This is a genomic window from Streptococcus sp. 121, from assembly GCF_016458205.1.
Taxonomy (GTDB): Bacteria; Bacillota; Bacilli; order Lactobacillales; family Streptococcaceae; genus Streptococcus.
This window is the reverse complement of sequence record NZ_JAEMED010000017.1, coordinates 17,199-37,746: the sequence shown is the minus strand read 5'-3', so window position 1 is coordinate 37,746 and position 20,548 is coordinate 17,199. Positions and strand designations below refer to the sequence as shown.

At 45.2% G+C, this 20,548-nt stretch carries 13 protein-coding genes and 1 pseudogene; 11 read left to right on the top strand and 3 right to left on the bottom strand.

Annotated elements, in window-relative coordinates; translation table 11 throughout:
• Window positions 1-195: 195 nt before the first annotated feature.
• From JEQ21_RS04835 to tyrS, 3 genes are all read right to left on the bottom strand, one after another.
• Window positions 196-783, bottom strand: a complete 588-nt coding sequence (locus JEQ21_RS04835; protein WP_199364344.1) for a ribonuclease H1 domain-containing protein — start codon at window positions 781-783, stop codon at window positions 196-198.
• Between the two features lie 11 nt (window positions 784-794).
• Window positions 795-1,616 carry a putative RNA methyltransferase gene (locus JEQ21_RS04830; protein ID WP_199364343.1) on the bottom strand — a complete coding sequence of 274 codons (822 nt, stop codon included), beginning with the start codon at window positions 1,614-1,616 and terminating at the stop codon, window positions 795-797.
• Window positions 1,617-1,954: 338 nt separating this feature from the next.
• Window positions 1,955-3,214 (bottom strand): tyrosine--tRNA ligase, encoded by a 1,260-nt coding sequence (tyrS, locus tag JEQ21_RS04825; RefSeq protein WP_199364342.1) that lies wholly within the window; start codon window positions 3,212-3,214, stop codon window positions 1,955-1,957.
• 116 nt (window positions 3,215-3,330) lie between these two features.
• Between tyrS and pbp1b the strand changes: the two genes are divergently transcribed.
• The 11 genes and pseudogenes from pbp1b to JEQ21_RS04770 all read left to right on the top strand — a co-directional run bounded on the left by pbp1b (window position 3,331) and on the right by JEQ21_RS04770 (window position 20,268).
• Window positions 3,331-5,622 (top strand): penicillin-binding protein PBP1B, encoded by a 2,292-nt coding sequence (pbp1b, locus tag JEQ21_RS04820; RefSeq protein ID WP_199364340.1) that lies wholly within the window; start codon window positions 3,331-3,333, stop codon window positions 5,620-5,622.
• A 941-nt stretch (window positions 5,623-6,563) separates the two neighbouring features.
• A pseudogene (locus JEQ21_RS09905) lies at window positions 6,564-6,899 on the top strand (CHAP domain-containing protein); the annotation flags it as partial.
• A gap of 355 nt (window positions 6,900-7,254) precedes the next feature.
• Window positions 7,255-10,821, top strand: coding sequence for a DNA-directed RNA polymerase subunit beta (rpoB, locus tag JEQ21_RS04810; protein WP_199364336.1), 3,567 nt, complete (start codon window positions 7,255-7,257; stop codon window positions 10,819-10,821).
• A gap of 28 nt (window positions 10,822-10,849) precedes the next feature.
• On the top strand, window positions 10,850-14,506 hold the full coding sequence (gene rpoC, locus JEQ21_RS04805; RefSeq protein ID WP_199364334.1) for a DNA-directed RNA polymerase subunit beta': 3,657 nt from the start codon (window positions 10,850-10,852) through the stop codon (window positions 14,504-14,506).
• 108 nt (window positions 14,507-14,614) lie between these two features.
• Window positions 14,615-14,983, top strand: a complete 369-nt coding sequence (locus JEQ21_RS04800) for a DUF1033 family protein (RefSeq protein WP_199364333.1) — start codon at window positions 14,615-14,617, stop codon at window positions 14,981-14,983.
• 57 nt (window positions 14,984-15,040) lie between these two features.
• Window positions 15,041-15,673 (top strand): SGNH/GDSL hydrolase family protein, encoded by a 633-nt coding sequence (locus tag JEQ21_RS04795; protein WP_199364331.1) that lies wholly within the window; start codon window positions 15,041-15,043, stop codon window positions 15,671-15,673.
• Window positions 15,674-15,728: 55 nt separating this feature from the next.
• A complete protein-coding gene (locus JEQ21_RS04790) occupies window positions 15,729-16,844 on the top strand; it encodes an AI-2E family transporter (protein ID WP_233340747.1) in 1,116 nt (371 codons plus the stop codon).
• Between the two features lie 187 nt (window positions 16,845-17,031).
• Window positions 17,032-17,550 (top strand): hypothetical protein, encoded by a 519-nt coding sequence (locus tag JEQ21_RS04785; protein ID WP_196091618.1) that lies wholly within the window; start codon window positions 17,032-17,034, stop codon window positions 17,548-17,550.
• 91 nt (window positions 17,551-17,641) lie between these two features.
• A complete protein-coding gene (locus JEQ21_RS04780; protein WP_199364329.1) occupies window positions 17,642-18,856 on the top strand; it encodes a pyridoxal phosphate-dependent aminotransferase in 1,215 nt (404 codons plus the stop codon).
• Between the two features lie 54 nt (window positions 18,857-18,910).
• The gene (gene codY, locus JEQ21_RS04775; RefSeq protein ID WP_199364327.1) at window positions 18,911-19,699 is read left to right on the top strand and encodes a GTP-sensing pleiotropic transcriptional regulator CodY; all 789 of its coding nucleotides are present in this window, start codon (window positions 18,911-18,913) and stop codon (window positions 19,697-19,699) included.
• Window positions 19,699-20,268 carry a cysteine hydrolase family protein gene (locus JEQ21_RS04770; protein WP_199364325.1) on the top strand — a complete coding sequence of 190 codons (570 nt, stop codon included), beginning with the start codon at window positions 19,699-19,701 and terminating at the stop codon, window positions 20,266-20,268. Before codY ends, JEQ21_RS04770 begins: the two co-directional genes overlap by 1 nt.
• Window positions 20,269-20,548 lie beyond the last annotated feature (280 nt).

Here is a 20,548-nt window from a genome sequence, read left to right as displayed (position 1 = left end):
ACCCATCTTTATTTATAGAAAAGCTTGATCGTTCATAAAAATCATCAGAATTGCAATTATTTATTGCTTGTTTCTGATGATTTTTTTGATAGTTACGCAAAGATATTCAGGGTATGAATAATTCGGGTTTAATGAGTTTAGTCTATTTTGAAGGTTGTTTTCCAATCTCCTTCCTCCAGAAACGATGGGATCCGCTTACCCTATCCCCAAGGCCGCTTTGGCTAGTTGGTCGGCACGATCGTTGAGAGGGTCGCCACTATGGGCGTGGACTTTACGGAAGTGAACTTGGATGAGAGGAGCGTAACGGTCAAACTCTTTTTTGTAGACCTGAGAGATGGGTTTGTTGGTTTTCCAGTCGCCTGTGGCCCAGGATTCGACGCCTTGGTAGTCGTAGCAGATGGTGATGCTGGGATACTCGTGGAGGACGGCCCATTTGATGGCGGCTAGGCTGGCCAGGCATTCTCCGGCAACTTGGTGAGATTCGAGGAAGATATCACGGTCTCCCGCAAAGGAAAGACTCTCGATTTCTTTGCCGTTCAAGATAAAGGAGACGCCGGAGCCGTATGCCTTGTTCCGTTTATCGTAGGAGCCATCCACATAGGCCTGAAGTTGGTTAGAGTCGCTGGGAGCTTGGGGTTTGCCTTCCATATAGACGACGGCCTCTTCTTGGCTGGTGAAGGATTTGTATTGTGCACCTGAGAAGCCTTGCACCTGTTTTTGTGCTTCAGGCCAATTTGTGTAGATTCCTGGTTGGCGTCCTTTTTTGACTGCGTAAAATTTCATAGGTATCCTTTCTAAAAGCGGGCTTGGTAAAGGGTGGCGGAAATGGTAATGTGAGTCAGCTTGGTCCAGTCAAAGTCAGTTAGATTGACTTGTTGGAGCAGTGGGGTCATCTCTAATAAAGCTTCTCGAAGCTGAGGTGTTAGAGGATAGGTGGCAGTTAGCTCTTCCTGGTCTAGAATCTGCATTTGTTCTTTGAGGTGGTGATCAATGTCCTCGGGCTGATAGGCTTCTTTGCCCAGAATCTTCCGAATTTCAATCAAATGTTGAGAGCCAGGAATAACCTTGAGGACTGTCCCTTGGGGCTGTAATAAGCGCTTAAACTCTTGATAGTTAGCCGGAGAAAAGACATCCAAAATCAAGTCGACGCTGTGATTTTCCAAGGGAATTTTGGCTAAGTCTGCCACAAACCACTTGATGTGCTGTCGACTATCCGCCTTACTGGCTAGGAGGATGGAGTCCTTGGCCAAGTCAAAAGCATAGTAGTCACCAGAATAGTTGCTCTCCAATTTTCGGCTGTAGAAGCCTTCGCCACAGGCGACATCTAAGAGGAATCGTGGCTGAAGGTTCTTGATTTGCTGAGCTAGGCCCTCTAGGATATGGTCATAGAGTCCGGCTTCCAGGATTGTTTGACGCGCTAAAAAGGAGTCTTTTTGGTAGTGCTGAGAAGCCTTAGCTTGGGGAGCCAAATTGACATAACCTTGCTTGGCCAAGTCGAAACTATGGCGATTCTCACAGACTAGACTGCGTTCCTGCAGGTGTATGGCTTGATGGCAGTGGGGGCAGATAAAGAGGAGTGCTGGATCTGTAAATCGTTCTAGTTTGGGTGGAAGCATGAGGTCTCCTTTTGTTGGAAAAGGCCAGGGACCTGTGGTGGGTCCTGGCCTTTGTGAAATGTTAAACTCTTTTAGTTTATCTTTTATTACTGTGTTAGATCGTCTTGCCGTACTTCAGTACTGTCTACGACTCGCTGCCTTGTACTAAAAGCAAACTAAAAGACTGTATACTCATTAAATTTCAAAATCTGACCTTGTCAAGCCTGACGGTGAACTTTTGATTACGTGCCATGCACGCCTGATCGATACTATTCAACAGGTCTCTCAGACCTGTTGAACTACCGTCATTGGCTTTTCTAGCCATCTCTTTGAAAGATTCGAGTATTCAGATGTTAGTTTTAATAGGTTAGAATGGAATATTTTTTCTTACCACGGCGGATAACGGTGATTTTGTCTTCTAACCGGTCCTTGCTATCCAATTGGTAATCCAAGTCTTGAATACGCTCACCGTTGATGTAGATAGCTCCGTTGGTCACATCTTCGCGGGCTTGGCGTTTGGATGGGGAAACTCCAGCTGTTACTAAGATGTCCACTAGGTTCAAACTATCTTCGTTGGTCACTTGGTAGTTTGGAACATCGCTTAAGCCTTGTAGCAATTCGGAAACGGAAAGATCTTGGATATTACCTCCAGAGAAGAGGCTTTCAGTGATTTTGAGGGCTTGTTCATAAGCCTCTTGGCCATGAACGAGTGTAACCACTTCCTTAGCCAGGGTTTTTTGGGCTAGTCGTTGGTGTGGGGCTGCCAAGAATTCTTTTTCAATGTCTGCAATTTCTTCCAATGAAAGGAAGGTGAAGATTTTCAAGAAGCGAATAGCATCGTCATCCAAGACATTAAGCCAGAACTGGTACATTTCATAAGGGCTGGTCTTGCTGGCATCTAACCAGATTGCGTTCCCTTCAGATTTACCGAATTTTTTACCAGTGGCATCAGTGATCAAGGGTACGGTTAGGACATGCCCTGTTGTATTGCCCTTACGGCGAAGCAATTCCGTTCCAGCGGTCATGTTGCCCCACTGGTCACTTCCTCCAATTTGAAGGGTTACATTGCGTTCTTGGTTGAGGGTGTAGAAGTCGTACCCCTGCATAATTTGGTAAGCGAATTCGGTGTAGGAAATCCCCGTTTCAATCCGAGACTTCACAGAATCCTTGCTCATCATGTAGTTGACGGTAAAGTATTTGCCGACATCACGGAGGAAGTCAATGAAGCTGATGCTGCCAAACCAGTCGTAATTGTTGACCATTTCGGCCTTATTTTCGCCCTTGTCGAAGTCCAAGAAACGGGATAGTTGACCTTGGATTTTGTCGACCCAGCCGTCAACGGTTTCCTTGGTTTGCAGGCTGCGTTCTGCATCTTTAAAGGATGGGTCACCAATGAGTCCAGTGGCACCACCGACCAAGGCGTAAGGTTTATGCCCAGCCAACTGCAAACGGCGACTGGTGAGAATGGCAACTAGGTGGCCCAAATGCAAACTATCAGCTGTAGGGTCATAGCCGGTGTAATACGAAACCTGTTCCTCTTCTAGCGCTTTGCGAAGAGCTTCTTCATCCGTTGTTTGGTTGACCAAGCCCCTTTCTTTCAGCTCATCAAAAATGTGCATGTCTGACTCCTTTTTGTTTCATTTTTCTTACTACAGTTTAACAAAATAAGGGATAATTGAAAAGAGACAGGGCATTTTGCTATAATTGGGGTTAAGTATTAAAGGAGACGGAATACGTGAAACACAAAGCTAAAAAGAAAACCGGAGAGGGGTCTTGGACTTGGAAGGATAGTCTAGGGACATTTTTTCAAGTCCAGCACCTCCTCCTAAAAGTTTTGCTGGTCTTTTTCTGGGGCTTCCTGGTCTTAGGTGCCGGGGTGGGTCTGGGCTACGCGGCCAGTCTCTTTCAGTCGGCCCAGGTTCCCCCTGGTGAGGAATTGGCCCAGCAAGTAACCCGTGTAGCCGGTCAATCAGAGCTGCGCTATGCTGATGGCAGTCTCATTGATAAGGTGGATAGTGATCTTCTGCGGACACCGGTGACCCTGGACCAAGTATCCACATTCGTGCAAGACGCCGTTATAGCGACGGAGGATGAGAATTTCTATGAGCATGATGGGATCGTACCCAAGGCTGTCATTCGGGCAACCTTAGGTTCGGTTGTCGGTTTAGGCTCTTCGAGTGGTGGTTCGACTTTGACTCAGCAGTTGATCAAGCAACAAGTTGTCGGAGATGCTCCGACCTTTTCTCGAAAAGCTGCGGAAATTCTAGATGCCTTAGCTCTCGAAGAGACCATGTCTAAGGAAGATATCCTCTTGGCCTACCTTAATATTGCGCCCTTTGGACGGAATTATAAGGGGCAAAATATAGCGGGGATTGAAGAGGCAGCGCAGGGTATTTTTGGAAAAAGCGCTGCTGACCTCAATCTCCCTCAGTCAGCCTTTATAGCGGGACTTCCTCAGAGTCCCATTGTCTATTCTCCTTACGCAGCAGACGGGACTTTGAAGACGGAAGAAAATCAAGCCTTGGGGTTGGAGCGGCAAAAAAATGTGCTCTATAATATGTACCGGACTGGAAAAATCACCGAGGATGAATACCAAGAGGTCTTGGAGTATAACCTTCAAGCGGATTTCCGCCCGGGTGAGCCGACGGAAGGTGAGGCTCATCATTATCTCTACCACACAGCACTAGCTGAGGCTCAAGAAGCCCTCTATACCTATTTAATCAAACGAGATCAGGTTTCCGAGAGGGATTTGAAAAATGAGTCTACTGTAGCGGCTTATCAAAAACTTGCCCAACAGGAACTCAGCAATGGTGGCTATGTGGTTAAAACAACCATTAACAAAGCTGTGCATGAAGCCATGCAGTCTGCAGCAGCCAACTTTGGAGGAATGCTGGATGATGGAACTGGGCGCGTGGAGATGGGAAATGTCCTTCAAGACAACCAGACTGGAGCTGTTCTAGGATTTGTTGGTGGTCGGGACTATGAATCCAATCAGAATAACCATGCCTTTGACACGGTTCGCTCCCCAGGTTCTACCATTAAACCTCTCTTACCATATGGTATTGCTATCGATCAAGGGATTATGGGAAGTGCCAGCATTGTGTCCAACTATCCCACCAATTATTCTAGTGGCCAGCCCATTATGCACGTGAATAGTCGCGGAACTGGTATGATGACCTTCCAAGAGGCCTTGAATCAGTCTGTGAATATTCCGGCTTATTGGACCTATCGTATCTTACGAGAGCAAGGGATAGATGTCCAAGATTATATGGAAAAAATGAATTATGAGATTGCGGACTATAATATTGAAAGTCTTCCTTTGGGTGGGGGAATTGAAGTATCGGTTGACCGCCACACCAATGGTTACCAAACCCTGGCAAACAATGGTCAGTACATTGAACGTTATATGGTTGCCTCCATTGAAACTCAGGATGGACAGGTGGTCTATGAGCATCAAACGGAACCTGTTCAAGTCTTCTCAGCTGCGACTGCCACAATCATGCAAGACATGATGCGAGGAGTTCTGGATTCAGGTACGACAACAACCTTCAAGTCTCGTTTGCAGGGAATCAATCCAGCTCTAGCTGGGGCTGATTGGATTGGGAAGACCGGAACTACCAATGATTACGGAGATGCTTGGCTCATGGTGGCAACTCCAGGTGCTACCCTTGGTGGCTGGACGGGCCATGATGACAACTCCTCTATGTCCAACTTGAGTGGTTACAACAATAACGCTAATTATATGGCCAATCTGGTGAATGCCATCCACCAGGCTGATCCAGATGTTTGGAAAACGGGTCAACGTTTCAGTTTAGACCCAAGTGTGATTCAATCCTCTGTGTTGAGAGCAACGGGTCAATTGCCAGGATCTGGAATGAGTGGTTCAACAGTAACTAGCAACTGGGCTGTGAATGGTGCTCCAGTCACAAGTGAAAACTTTATGGTTGGTGGTAGTGATGCTGACAAACGTTCCGCTTGGAATTCCGTTCGTGGCGGTGGGACACCAAGTTCAAGTAATAGTCGTTAATGGATTTACAAGAAACTCGGGGATTTCCGGGTTTCTTTTTCTTGTATTTACGTTAAGATTTCTTTCATGTTTATTTAATACTCATTAAATTTCAAAATCTGACGTTGTCACGCCTCTTCGGTGAACTTCAAGTACGGCAAGACGAGCTAACGCAGTAATAAAAGATAAACTAAAAGAGTATAAAAGAGTATACAGGAGGCTTCCTCTCTGTCGCAGCCTTTGTAGCCCTTCGAAAGAAGGCTTATATGAGCAAGAAATAATGCTCGAAATAGTTCGAAATCTGAAGAGGCAATCCGATGAAGACAGAACTAGGGGTTCGGTGAAGAGGATTAACACATTCAGATTTTAAAATGTAATGAGTGTAAGATTGGAAGAGGCGGGTTTCCCCCTCTTTTGATTTGCGTTAGTGACTATTTTGGTAAGTACAATATCTGCTAGTTTAAGTTTTCTATAATAAAACTTTAAGAATAATTTTAGTTCCCCTTGTTTTAATGAGGGAAACTAAAAAGGAAGGTCGTAAACGTATCGTTATTTTAAAGAACAATAAATCGAATAAACCAACATTAATATGGAAAAAGACTGGAACAGTCTTATTATCAAGTTTTGTTCTTGGAACAGGGCTTTTTGTCGGGACTAAAGAAGAGTCTAGAGAAGTTCTTGGACGGGTCTTGAATATACAATTCTTAGTGGGGGATACCGTTCAAGCGGAGGATAAATCTAAGAGCAAAGAAAAAAAGGAACAGAAAACGGGCTCTAAAGCCGACGAGGATTCAGAAGAAGAAAAGGAAGTCAAGGGAAATTCTGAGGCAACGGAAGAGACGGGAAGTGTAAACAAGAAATCCCTTACGGATAGTGAAGATCCAAAATCGGATGATGAAAGAGAATCGGATAAGGAAATTGAAGAAGAAAAACCAACAGCTATTGTTCCGACATTCAATTACAACACCTCTGGAAGTTATCCGACAGGTCAATGTACCTGGGGTGTAAAGGTCATGGCTACTTGGATAGGAGATTGGTGGGGAAATGCCGGGCAATGGGCTGCAAGTGCTAGTCAGTCTGGGTTTGAAGTCGGCACGACTCCGAAACCTGGAGCGATTGCATGTTGGAATGATGGAGGTTATGGTCATGTTGCTCTCGTGGTTGAAGTAGAATCAGAGACCTCTATACAAGTGTATGAGTCTAATTTTAACGGTAATCTGTCCATTGCCAACTATCGTGGTTTTTTTGATCCAACGACGGCACAAGGAACCGTTTCTTATATCTATCCTAATGAATAAGCAGCTAAGGAGGTGATCTAGTTTAACAATCTTCGTGGTTACTAGGTGATTAGTGGACGAAATCGGCAGTTGTATAGAAAAATACGACGGATTTCGCCACTTGTTTTCTCATTCCATTTGTGCTACAATAGTTTGAATCAGTTGTCGTTTGTTTTCTACTGAAATCTTGTCCAGTAGGAAACCTACAGCAGTTAAATCATTCCGAAAACGAGTCGATTTAGCTGCTCTTTTTGTGTCTAATTTTAGTTTTCTTAAAAAATGTAATCTATTTTTAAATTTTCTAAAAATTAAAAAGGGCAATGGGGAAGCGGCCGAGACACAGGCTTGCGTTCAATAAAAAGAAGGAGTTAACAACTTGGCAGGACATGAAGTTCAGTACGGGAAACACCGTACACGTCGTAGTTTTTCAAGAATTAAAGAAGTTCTTGACTTACCAAATCTGATTGAAATTCAAACAGACTCATTTAAAGAATTCCTAGACCATGGTTTGAAAGAAGTATTCCAAGATGTACTTCCTATTTCAAACTTCACGGATACCATGGAATTGGAGTTTGTTGGATACGAATTGCGGGAGCCAAAATATACCTTAGAAGAAGCACGCGCCCACGACGCCAATCTTTCTGCTCCTATTTTTGTAACCTTCCGTCTTGTGAACAAGGAAACTGGCGAAATTAAAACGCAAGAAGTCTTTTTTGGAGACTTCCCAATGATGACCGAGATGGGAACCTTTATCATCAATGGTGCGGAGCGAATCATCGTTTCTCAGTTGGTACGTTCACCAGGTGTTTACTTCAATGACAAAGTCGATAAAAATGGAAAAGTTGGCTACGGCTCTACCGTAATCCCTAACCGGGGCGCTTGGTTGGAATTGGAAACGGACTCCAAAGATATCGCCTATACACGGATTGACCGGACTCGCAAGATTCCATTTACAACACTTGTGCGGGCACTAGGCTTCTCTGGAGATGATGAGATTATCGATATTTTTGGAGATAGTCCTTTGGTTCGCAACAGTTTGGAAAAAGATGTCCATAAAAATCCAATGGATTCACGGACAGACGAAGCTCTTAAAGAGATTTATGAGCGCTTGCGTCCAGGAGAACCAAAAACGGCGGAATCCTCTCGTAGCCTCTTGATTGCTCGCTTCTTTGATCCACGTCGGTATGATTTAGCAGCAGTCGGACGTTACAAGATCAACAAGAAGCTTAACGTTAAAACACGCCTCTTGAACCAAACCTTGGCTGAGCCGTTGGTCGATGCCGAAACAGGAGAAATCCTTGTGGAAGCTGGGACAGTGATGACGCGTGAATTAATTGAGCAATTGACGCCTCGATTGGATGGGGATCTTAATAAGATTGTCTACATTCCAAATGATTCAGCAGTCTTGACAGAACCCGTTGTACTTCAAAAATTCAAGGTTGTATCCCCAGTAGACCCAGATCGTGTGGTGACCATTATCGGAAATGGGAACCCAGACGAGAAGGTTCGCACTGTAACGCCAGCAGATATTTTGGCTGAGATGAGCTACTTCCTCAATCTTTCTGAGGGAATGGGTCGAATTGATGACATTGATCACCTTGGAAACCGCCGGATTCGGACGGTAGGTGAACTTTTGGCCAACCAAGTGCGTCTTGGTTTGTCTCGGATGGAGCGAAATGTCCGTGAGCGTATGAGTGTTCAAGACAACGAAGCTCTAACTCCACAACAAATCATCAACATCCGTCCAGTAACTGCGGCCATTAAAGAATTCTTTGGATCTTCTCAATTGTCCCAGTTCATGGACCAACACAACCCCTTGTCTGAGTTGTCTCACAAACGTCGTTTGTCTGCCTTAGGACCTGGTGGTTTGACACGTGACCGTGCGGGTTACGAGGTTCGGGACGTGCACGCAACTCATTACGGTCGGATGTGTCCAATCGAGACTCCTGAGGGACCAAACATTGGTTTGATCAACAACTTGGCTTCCTATGGTCACTTGAATAAGTATGGTTTCATTCAAACTCCATACCGTCGCGTAGACCGTGAAAAAGGCTTGGTAACCAACGAGATTGTTTGGTTAACTGCCGATGAAGAAGATGAGTACATTGTGGCTCAATCGAACTCTCCATTGGATGCAGAAGGACATTTCACAACAGATATCGTTATGGGACGTCACCGCGGGAATAACCAAGAGTATGCAGCGAGCTCTGTAGACTTTATGGATGTTTCACCGAAGCAGGTCGTTGCGGTAGCGACTGCATGTATTCCTTTCTTGGAAAACGACGACTCCAACCGTGCCTTGATGGGGGCTAACATGCAACGGCAAGCGGTGCCATTGATTGATCCGAAAGCTCCTTACGTTGGAACCGGTATGGAATATCAAGTGGCCCACGATTCAGGAGCTGCAGTCATTGCCAACCACGACGGTACTGTTACCTATGCCGATGCTGATCGTGTTGAAGTTCGCCGTGAAGATGGATCCCTTGACGTTTATAAAATTACAAAATTCCGTCGTTCCAACTCTGGTACGGCCTACAATCAACGCACCTTGGTTAAGTTGGGTGATAAGGTTGAGAAAGGCGATTTCATCGCCGATGGACCATCCATGGAAAATGGGGAAATTGCCCTAGGACAAAACCCTATCGTGGCCTACATGACCTGGGAAGGTTACAACTTCGAGGATGCGGTTATCATGAGCGAGCGCTTGGTCAAAGACGATGTCTATACTTCCGTGCATTTGGAAGAATACGAGTCAGAAACTCGTGATACCAAGTTAGGCCCTGAAGAAATCACACGCGAAATTCCAAACGTTGGACCAGACGCTCTTAGCCATTTGGATGAAATGGGAATTGTCCGTATCGGGGCAGAGGTGAAAGAAGGAGACATCTTGGTTGGTAAGGTGACTCCAAAAGGAGAAAAAGACCTTTCAGCAGAAGAACGCCTGCTTCATGCCATCTTTGGAGACAAATCTCGTGAAGTTCGTGACACCTCTCTTCGTGTACCACACGGAGCGGATGGAGTTGTTCGAGACGTTAAAATCTTTACCCGTGCAAACGGTGATGAGTTGCAATCCGGTGTCAATATGTTGGTGCGTGTCTACATCGCTCAAAAACGGAAAATCAAGGTTGGGGATAAGATGGCCGGACGCCACGGAAACAAAGGGGTTGTATCCCGTATTGTTCCAGTGGAAGATATGCCGTATTTACCAGACGGAACTCCAGTCGATATCATGTTGAACCCACTTGGGGTGCCATCACGGATGAACATCGGTCAGGTTATGGAACTTCACCTTGGTATGGCTGCTCGTAACTTAGGTATTCACATCGCAACACCAGTTTTCGATGGAGCAAGTTCAGAAGACCTTTGGGATACGGTTCGTGAAGCTGGAATGGACTCAGATGCCAAAACCATTCTTTACGATGGTCGCACAGGTGAGCCATTTGACAACCGTGTTTCTGTTGGGGTCATGTACATGATCAAGCTTCACCACATGGTTGATGATAAACTCCACGCTCGTTCTGTTGGACCATACTCTATGGTTACGCAACAACCATTGGGTGGTAAAGCTCAATTTGGTGGACAACGGTTCGGTGAGATGGAGGTTTGGGCTCTCGAAGCCTATGGCGCTTCCAATGTCCTTCAAGAAATTTTGACCTACAAATCAGACGATGTAAACGGACGTCTTAAGGCTTATGAAGCGATTACCAAAGGTAAACCAATTCCAAAACCGGGTGTTCCGGAATCCTTCCGCGTTCTTGTCAAAGAATTGCAATCTCTTGGTCTTGATATGCGTGTCCTAGATGAGGATGATCAAGAAGTAGAATTGCGTGATCTGGACGAGGGTGATGATGACGATATCATCCATGTTGATGATTTGGAAAAAGCACGTGAAAAAGCTGCGAAAGAAGCAAAAGAGGCTTTTGACGCAGAAGAATCAAAATAAGTGAACCAAAAAAGAAAGGTAAGATAGAGTGGTTGATGTAAATCGTTTTAAAAGTATGCAAATCACACTCGCTTCTCCAAGTAAGGTCCGGTCATGGTCTTACGGAGAAGTCAAAAAGCCGGAAACCATTAACTACCGGACCCTAAAACCGGAGCGGGAAGGACTTTTTGATGAGGTTATCTTTGGTCCAACTAAGGACTGGGAGTGTGCCTGTGGCAAATACAAACGGCTCCGTTACAAAGGCATCATCTGTGACCGCTGTGGGGTAGAAGTGACGCATGCCAAAGTGCGTCGGGAACGCATGGGGCATATTGAATTGAAAGCACCTGTGTCTCACATCTGGTATTTCAAGGGTATCCCAAGTCGAATGGGCTTAACCTTGGATATGAGCCCACGGGCTTTGGAGGAAGTCATCTACTTCGCGGCCTATGTGGTGATTGATCCGAAAGAAACGCCATTAGAGCACAAGTCCATCATGACTGAACGCGAGTACCGGGAAAATCTTCGTCGCTATGGTTCAGGCTCCTTCGTCGCAAAAATGGGAGCAGAAGCTATCCAGGACTTGTTGAAACAAGTAGATTTGGAAGCAGAAATTAAAGAGTTGAAAGCAGAACTGAAGTCTGCAACAGGGCAAAAACGGGTCAAGGCTGTCCGTCGTTTGGACGTCTTGGATGCTTTCCACAAGTCTGGTAATAAACCGGAATGGATGATTCTCAACATCCTTCCGGTTATCCCACCAGATCTTCGTCCGATGGTTCAATTGGATGGTGGACGTTTTGCGGCCTCTGACCTGAACGACCTTTACCGTCGGGTTATCAACCGGAACAACCGTTTGGCACGTCTCTTGGAGCTGAACGCACCAGGAATCATTGTTCAAAATGAAAAACGGATGTTGCAAGAAGCGGTTGATGCCTTGATCGATAACGGTCGTCGTGGTCGTCCAATTACTGGACCAGGAAGCCGTCCATTGAAATCTTTGAGCCACATGCTGAAAGGGAAACAAGGGCGTTTCCGTCAAAACTTGCTTGGTAAACGGGTAGACTTCTCGGGTCGTTCCGTAATCGCGGTTGGTCCAACTCTTAAAATGTATCAATGTGGTGTTCCACGTGAAATGGCGATTGAGCTCTTTAAGCCATTTGTAATGCGGGAAATTGTTGCCCGTGATATTGTGCAAAACGTGAAGGCTGCTAAGAAATTGGTTGAACGTGGCGATGAGCGTATCTGGGACATTCTTGAGGAAGTTATCAAAGAACATCCGGTTCTGCTGAACCGCGCACCAACCCTTCACCGTTTGGGGATTCAGGCCTTTGAGCCAGTTCTAATCGATGGGAAGGCGATTCGTCTGCACCCACTTGTCTGTGAGGCCTATAATGCCGACTTTGACGGGGACCAAATGGCGATCCACGTTCCGTTATCTGAGGAAGCACAAGCTGAGGCTCGTATCTTGATGTTGGCTGCTGAGCACATCTTGAATCCAAAAGATGGTAAACCAGTTGTTACCCCATCTCAGGATATGGTTTTGGGGAACTACTACCTGACCATGGAAGAAGCCGGTCGTGAAGGTGAAGGCATGATCTTCAAGGATGCGGACGAAGCAGTCATGGCTTGGCGCAATGGTTTGGTCCATGTTCACACACGGGTTGGGATTGCAACCGATCGGTTGAACAAACCATGGACTGAAAACCAACAAGGTAAGATTATGATTACGACTGTTGGTAAGATCTTGTTTAATGCCATCATGCCAGCAGAATTGCCTTACTTGCAAGAGCCAAACAATGATAATTTGGTCAATGGTGTGCCGGATAAATACTTCTTGGAACCAGGTCAGGATATTCATGCTGTCTTGGCAGAACTAGAATTGAACGTTCCATTCAAGAAGAAAAATCTGGGGAACATCATCGCTGAAATCTTTAAACGTTTCCGGACAACAGAAACATCTGCACTCTTGGACCGTTTGAAAGATTTGGGTTACTACCACTCAACCTTGGCTGGTTTGACTGTGGGGATTGCCGACATTCCAGTTATCGATGATAAGGAAACGATTATTGAAGAATCTCACAAACGCGTAGAGGCAATCAGTAAGCAATTCCGTCGGGGTATGATCACTGATGATGAGCGGTACAATGCCGTTACGGGTGAGTGGCGAGCTGCCAAAGAGAAATTGGAGCAACGGTTGACTGCTAGTCAAGATCCAAAGAACCCAATCGTTATGATGATGGACTCTGGTGCCCGTGGTAACATCTCCAACTTCTCCCAGTTGGCGGGTATGCGTGGTTTGATGGCTGCTCCGAATGGACGGATCATGGAATTGCCAATTTTGTCTAACTTCCGTGAAGGTTTGTCTGTCTTGGAAATGTTCTTCTCCACTCACGGTGCGCGTAAGGGTATGACCGATACGGCCTTGAAGACTGCCGATTCAGGTTACTTGACCCGTCGTTTGGTTGACGTTGCGCAAGATGTCATTATCCGTGAAGACGACTGTGGAACTGATCGAGGTCTCTTGATTCGTTCGATTACAGACGGTAAGGAAATGATTGAATCCTTGGAAGAACGCTTGGCTGGTCGTTATACTAAGAAAACCATCAAGCATCCTGAAACAGGAGAAGTCTTGGCCGGTCCAGATGTCTTGATTACAGAAGACATGGCTCGTGCTATTATTGCAGCTGGCGTTGAAGAAGTAACCATCCGTTCTGTCTTCACATGTAACACCCGTCATGGTGTCTGCCGTCATTGTTACGGAATCAACTTGGCTACCGGTGATGCCGTCGAAGTTGGCGAAGCAGTCGGTACCATCGCCGCTCAATCCATCGGTGAACCGGGTACTCAGTTGACCATGCGGACCTTCCACACAGGAGGGGTTGCTTCCAATACCGATATCACCCAAGGTCTTCCTCGTGTCCAAGAAATCTTTGAGGCACGGAATCCAAAAGGGGAAGCTGTTATTACTGAAGTCAAGGGTGAAGTTGTGGCGATTGAAGAAGATGCTTCAACACGGACTAAGAAAGTCTTTGTTGAAGGAGAACTTGGTAAGGGTGAATATGTGGTTCCATTTACAGCCCGTATGAAGGTTGAAGTTGGAGACCACGTAGCACGTGGTGCGGCTCTTACTGAAGGTTCAATCCAGCCTAAACACTTGCTTGCGGTTCGGGATGTTCTTTCCGTTGAAACCTATCTCTTGGCAGAGGTTCAAAAAGTTTACCGCAGCCAAGGGGTAGAAATCGGCGACAAACACATCGAGGTAATGGTTCGTCAAATGATCCGTAAAGTACGGGTTATGGATCCAGGTGATACAGACCTTCTGATGGGAACACTTATGGATATTACAGACTTCACCGATGCCAACCGTGATGTCTTGATTTCTGGTGGAGTTCCAGCGACAGCACGTCCAGTCTTGATGGGAATCACCAAGGCTTCCTTGGAAACCAACTCCTTCCTATCTGCGGCTTCCTTCCAGGAGACAACCCGTGTTCTTACAGATGCGGCTATCCGTGGTAAGAAAGACCATCTTCTTGGACTTAAGGAAAATGTTATCATCGGTAAGATTATTCCTGCTGGTACAGGGATGGCCCGTTACCGCAACTTGGAACCGAAAGCAGTCAATGAAATTGAAACTATTGAAGACTTAATGGCTCCAGAATTGGAAGTGGAAAAAGAAACCATTGTCGAAGATATGACAGTAGATTAATCCGTTTATGAAAGGTCGGTTTTGAACCGGCCTTTTTTTTTAAGTTTAAATCCTTTCATTCCCAGTTGAAATTGTGTATAATATCTTCTAAATAAGGGGAATCAGCTTATGTACCAAGTAGTAGAATTATACGGTGATTGTGAGCCTTGGTGGTTAACAGATGACTGGCAGGAAGATACAATCCACAGAGAAACATTTAAAAAATATACACAAGCCCTTACATACTTTGAGGAAAAGTGCCGCCAGTATAAGCAGCAATACCCAGAGATTCGACGTGAGGGGGAGACCATGGCCGCCTTTTGGAAGGAAGGCGAAGAACGCTGGTGTGAAGAGTGTGGAGACTACCTCCAACAGTATCATTCCTTAGCTCTTGTTCTGAACGGGAAAATCTTAGGAGATCTCTCCTCTCTTACTTTGGAGGGTTTTCTGCCTCAAAATGCCCACTGTCAATTTGGACAGGGTGTCAAACGTGCGTAGAGATGGGTCTAGTCGGATAGTTGTACCGGTAGGCCTTTTTTTGTAAAGGAGATTTGAATGGCTGTTCAATTATTAGAAAGCTGGTTGCTCAAGGAGCAGGCCAACATCCAAAATAAATACAGGGATTTGAATACTCTCTGCTTGAAGGATCCTCAAGTGATTTTTGCTGGAGATTCGATTGTGGAGTATTTCCCTTTGGCGGAGCTTTTGGACACGACCAAGACCATTGTCAACCGAGGGATCCGTGGTTACCAATCTAGCCAATTATTGGAGCATCGCCAGCTTCATTTTTTTGGGGAAAATTTGGAGACGATTGTCCTGTTAATCGGGACCAATGATTTAGGAAAGGAAGTGCCCCTTGAGCAGACCTTGGCTAATCTTGAGCAGCTACTCTACCTTTTGCAACATGATTTCCCATTAGTGGAAATCAAGCTGCTTTCCGTTTTACCTGTATATGAAAGCCCGGAAACCAAGGGGACCCTCTATACACGGACAAATCGGGCAATTGACCAGATGAATCAAGCCTATCAAGAATTGGCCCTACGTTATCCTCAGGTGGAATTTGTAGATGTGGGGACCTGTCTACGAAACGAGTTGGGACAACTGCGGGAGGACTGCACAACGGACGGCTTGCATCTAACTGTAGCAGGTTATGCTCGTTTGGTCAAAGAATTGCAAGGGATGCTGTAGATAATGGGAAGACTGGCTTGGCAGATGGAGGAGACTCTGCTATAATGGGAACATTATGAAAAAGTTAATGACTGATAAAAATCGACAAGACATTCTTTCTATTGTCTTTGCGGCCATCTGTCTGGCCTTGGTTCTCTATGTTGCAAATCTTTGGCAAGGTTTCCAGTACCTTCTGGGTGTTTTTTCTCCGATTTTGATTGGAGCGGGCCTGGCCTTTGTATTTAATGTTCCCATGAAGAAGATTGAGGGTAAATTGAAGCAGTGGAAGGTTTCTAAAGGCTTGCTTCGGCCTCTAGCAATCAGCTTGGTTCTCCTTCTTTTCCTCTTCATTGCGACTGGAGTCGTAGCGATTATTGTACCAACACTGGCGGTCTCCGTTAGTCGTTTGGGACATACGATACAGACGGTTATTCCTCAGATTGGTTCCTGGCTGGCTTCAACAGGTTTGCTCAACTCTGAACAGTTGACAGACATCTCTTCTTATTTAACAGATAGCGGCTTAATCAATAAGGGTGCTCAGTTCTTGACCAATTTGACAGGGAATCTTTCAGGGATTTTGGGCAATGTCTTTACGGTTATGATGGCCCTCTTCCTCATGTTTGCGATGTTGGGCAGCAAGGAACACCTGGCTTCCATCACCAATCGGATCTTGGATGTGACCCTTCCTAAGAAAGTTGGTGATCGTCTCCGCTATGTTGGTTCAGTGATGGTGGAAACCTATGATGGTTTCTTGATGGGGCAGTTGATAGAGGCTTTTATTATCGGTTTCCTGGTTTTTGGAGCCTATAGTTTGGCGGGTTTACCCTATGCTTCCATGACGGGAGTGCTGGCGGGAGTCCTTTCCTTTATACCTTATATTGGCCCTTTTGCCGCCTGTGGATTGGGAGCGGTCTTTATCTTTACCATTAGTCCTTGGCAAGCCCTTCTATCCATTGTGGTTTTCCAACTGGTTCAATTGGTCGAGGGTAATTTGATTTATCCACGCGTGGTTGGTTCACAAGTCGGCTTGCCGAGTCTATTTACCTTAGCTGCGGCCTTGGTTGGAGGAAATCTTTTTGGCTTGGTCGGAATGATTTTCTTTACGCCAATTTTTGCGGTGATTTACCGTTTAGTAAAAGAAATGGTTGAAGAAAAGGAGCGGCTTCTTACTGAGAAAGAAGGCGAAGGATAATTTGAAAAGGGCTTGGATGAATATCCGGCCCTTCTTTGTTTTTCAATAACCAGGAAATAGTCTGATGGAACATTTTGGGTTATTCGTGTAATTTTTTTGTAAAAAAATAGTGTAGTACCCTTTTAAACTGGTCGTGAATATGCTACACTGATAAGAAGTTACATTATAGTTAGGGAGGTTGTCTAAGATGGTAGAATCGAATTTTCGCGAATATGCCAAAAAAGACAAGGAATATTTAGTTAAGGATATCGAGGCGTTACGGTTGAATATTGGTGCGTCCATTCATGAGTTTAGTAAGGAAATGGATGTATCCATGGACACCTATTTTTCATGGAAATATGGCCGCAGTTTTCCAAATCCAAAATCTATTGAAAAAATTGTTTCTTTCATGGAAAGTGACAAGCCTGAGAAGCTAAGGGAAGAAATTCGTCACCGGAAGGAAGAAATTCGTCAACGTCGCTTGGGCCGTAAGAGTACACGCGAGTGGACTGCTGAAGACCTTGAACGGGCACAGAAGTTTCTTAATGAAATAGCAGAGTTTCAGAAAGATTACAAATTTAATGAATCTGAATTGTTATTAGTTTTGAAAATCACGCAGAATACTTGGGAAAAATGGTCAGAAGGCATGAGTTTGCCATCTGTTGGAAAGATGTTTGATTTGCGGGACCGCATGAGGACTTATCGAAAAGAGAATCCAATTAAATAAACAATAAGCGTGAAGAATTGGGGTGAAGTATCTCCAATTCTTTTTTGTCTCAGAAAAAGGTATAATAAAACTCAGTAAGGAGGAGTGATATATGAGGTTTTTTGAAAAGTCGCAGAAATTGGAACATGTAGCCTATGACATTCGGGGACCAGTTTTGGAAGAGGCTATGCGGATGAGGGCTAATGGTGAACAGATACTGCGCTTGAATACGGGAAATCCTGCCGAGTTTGATTTTAAAGCTCCGGATGAAGTTATTCAAGATTTGATTTTGAATGCTCGAAACAGTGAAGGGTATTCTGATTCAAAGGGGATCTTTTCGGCGCGGAAAGCAGTCATGCAGTATTCCCAGCTCAAGGGCATCCCCAATGTGGACATCGAAGATATTTTCATTGGGAACGGGGTTAGTGAGCTGATTGTGATGTCCATGCAGGGTCTTTTGGATAATGGTGATGAGGTCTTGATTCCGATGCCGGACTATCCTCTCTGGACTGCGGCAGTTAGTCTGGGGGGCGGAACCCCTGTCCATTATCTCTGTGATGAGGAAGCAAACTGGTATCCAGATATGCAGGATATTCGCTCTAAGATCACGGAACGAACAAAGGCTATTGTAGTCATCAACCCGAATAATCCCACAGGATCTCTCTATCCACGGGAGGTGCTGGAGGATATTGTTCAAATTGCGCGTGAACACAATTTGATTATTTATGCGGATGAAATTTACGATCGCTTGGTCATGGATGGGAAGGAACATATCGCCATTGCCAGTTTGGCACCCGATCTATTCTGTGTCAGCATGAATGGTTTGTCCAAGTCTCATCGCATTGCTGGATTCCGTGTGGGCTGGATGGTTTTATCCGGTGAGAAGAAGCATGTGCGGGGATATATTGAGGGTCTAAACATGTTGGCCAATATGCGCCTCTGTTCCAATGTTCTCGCCCAGCAGGTAGTGCAAACGTCATTGGGAGGCTATCAGTCTGTTGATGAGTTGCTTTTGCCAGGGGGACGCATCTATGAACAGCGGAATTTTATGTACGAGGCCGTGAATGCGATCCCAGGCTTGTCAGCAGTTAAACCGAGTGCTGGTCTCTATCTCTTCCCTAAAATCGACCGGAATATGTATAAGATTGATGATGATGAACAGTTCGTTCTAGACTTTTTGAAGCAAGAGAAGGTATTGCTCGTGCATGGACGGGGCTTTAACTGGAAAGAACCAGATCATTTCCGCATTGTTTACCTCCCTCGAGTAGAAGAGCTGGCCCAGGTTCAAGAAAAAATGGAGAGATTTTTAACCCAATATCGTTATTAGTTTCCATTATTTAGAAAATTCTGATACAATAGGAAAAGAATAATGAGGTGAACTATGGCAACGTTATTGCAAAAAACGACAAGGATTACTTCTATTTTGAAGGGATCCTATGAGCAATCCCGTGATGAGATGCCTTTTGCATCGATTGCTCAGCGCTTGTCGGAAATCATTGATTGTAATTCCTGTATCATTAATAGCCAAGGTGATTTACTTGGCTATTTTATGCGCTATAAGACAAATAATGACCGGGTAGAGGGTTTCTTTGAAAGCCGTAAACTTCCGGAAGTCTATGCTAAGGAAGCTAGTTTTGTGTATCAAACTGAGGCAAACCTAGATGTGAATTCAGATTTGTCGATTTATCCAGTTGAGACCAAAGAGAATTATCCTGATGGGGTGACGACGGTTGCGCCTATCCATATCACAGGTATTCGTTTGGGTTCCTTGATCATTTGGCGAAATGATCAGCCTTTTAACGAGGATGACTTGATTTTGGTTGAGATAGCCAGCACAGTAGTAGGCTTGCAGATGCTTAACCGCCAACGGGAAATTGACGAAGAGAATATCCGCCGTCGCACTACGGTGAGCATGGCGGTCAATACCCTTTCCTATTCTGAATTGCGGGCTGTGTCTGCCATCTTGGAAGAATTGGGGGGGAGTGAAGGTCAATTGACAGCGTCCGTTGTCGCAGACCGGATTGGAATTACCCGAAGTGTTATTGTCAATGCCCTTCGGAAATTAGAATCAGCCGGTGTCATCGAGAGCCGCTCTCTCGGTATGAAAGGGACTTATCTCAAAGTTTTGATTCCGGATGTTTTTGAAGAAATTAAGAAAAGAGAGTTTTAATGACCAAAGCAGTCTTATCCATTGATTTTACAAGGGATTTTGTGGCAAGCGACGGAAAGCTAACGGCAGGTCGACCAGCGCAAGCCATTTCAGAAGCCATGGCAACTGTCAGTCAAAAGGCTTGGGAGGCTGGAGGTTATGTCTTCTTCATGATCGATGAGCATTTGGAAGGAGACACCCATCATCCGGAGAGCCAACTTTTCCCGCCTCATAATATTCGCGGGACTGAAGGACGCTTTCTGTACGGACCGTCTAAAGAATTTTTTGAAGAGCACCGGGAATCTGACCGCGTTTTCTGGATGGACAAGCATTATTACTCTGCCTTTGCAGGCACGATGCTGGACATCTATTTGCGGGAACGTAAGGTTGATACTCTGGTTTTAACAGGGGTGCTCACAGACATCTGTGTGCTCCACACAGCTATCGATGCCTACCAAAAAGGTTATAAGATTGAAATTGTCACGGATGCAGTGGCTAGCATCACCGACGAGCAGCACCAATTTGCCCTGGAGCATATGAAAAATGTTTTGGGAGCCCAGTTGCTTTCATCCGCGGAATTGGAGTTTTAAAATAGAGAGTCGGCCAGAACAATTTTCGCAAAAAAATGTTCGTTACAAGTCTTTATTTCAAGTTGTAAGCTAAAACGATTTATCCCCAAATCGACCTCGCTCTTTTTATTGTTGGGCTCAGGTATAAACAGTCTCTTCCCAGACTGTTTGTATCACCTCCGGTCTAAAGGCATGGTGAATGCCTATAGCGTTTATAGATGACATGAACGGAGCTCATGTCAACGTTGATTAGGTTGTTTTCAGAACTTGAAAAGTGCTGAAAACACCAATCAACCACTGC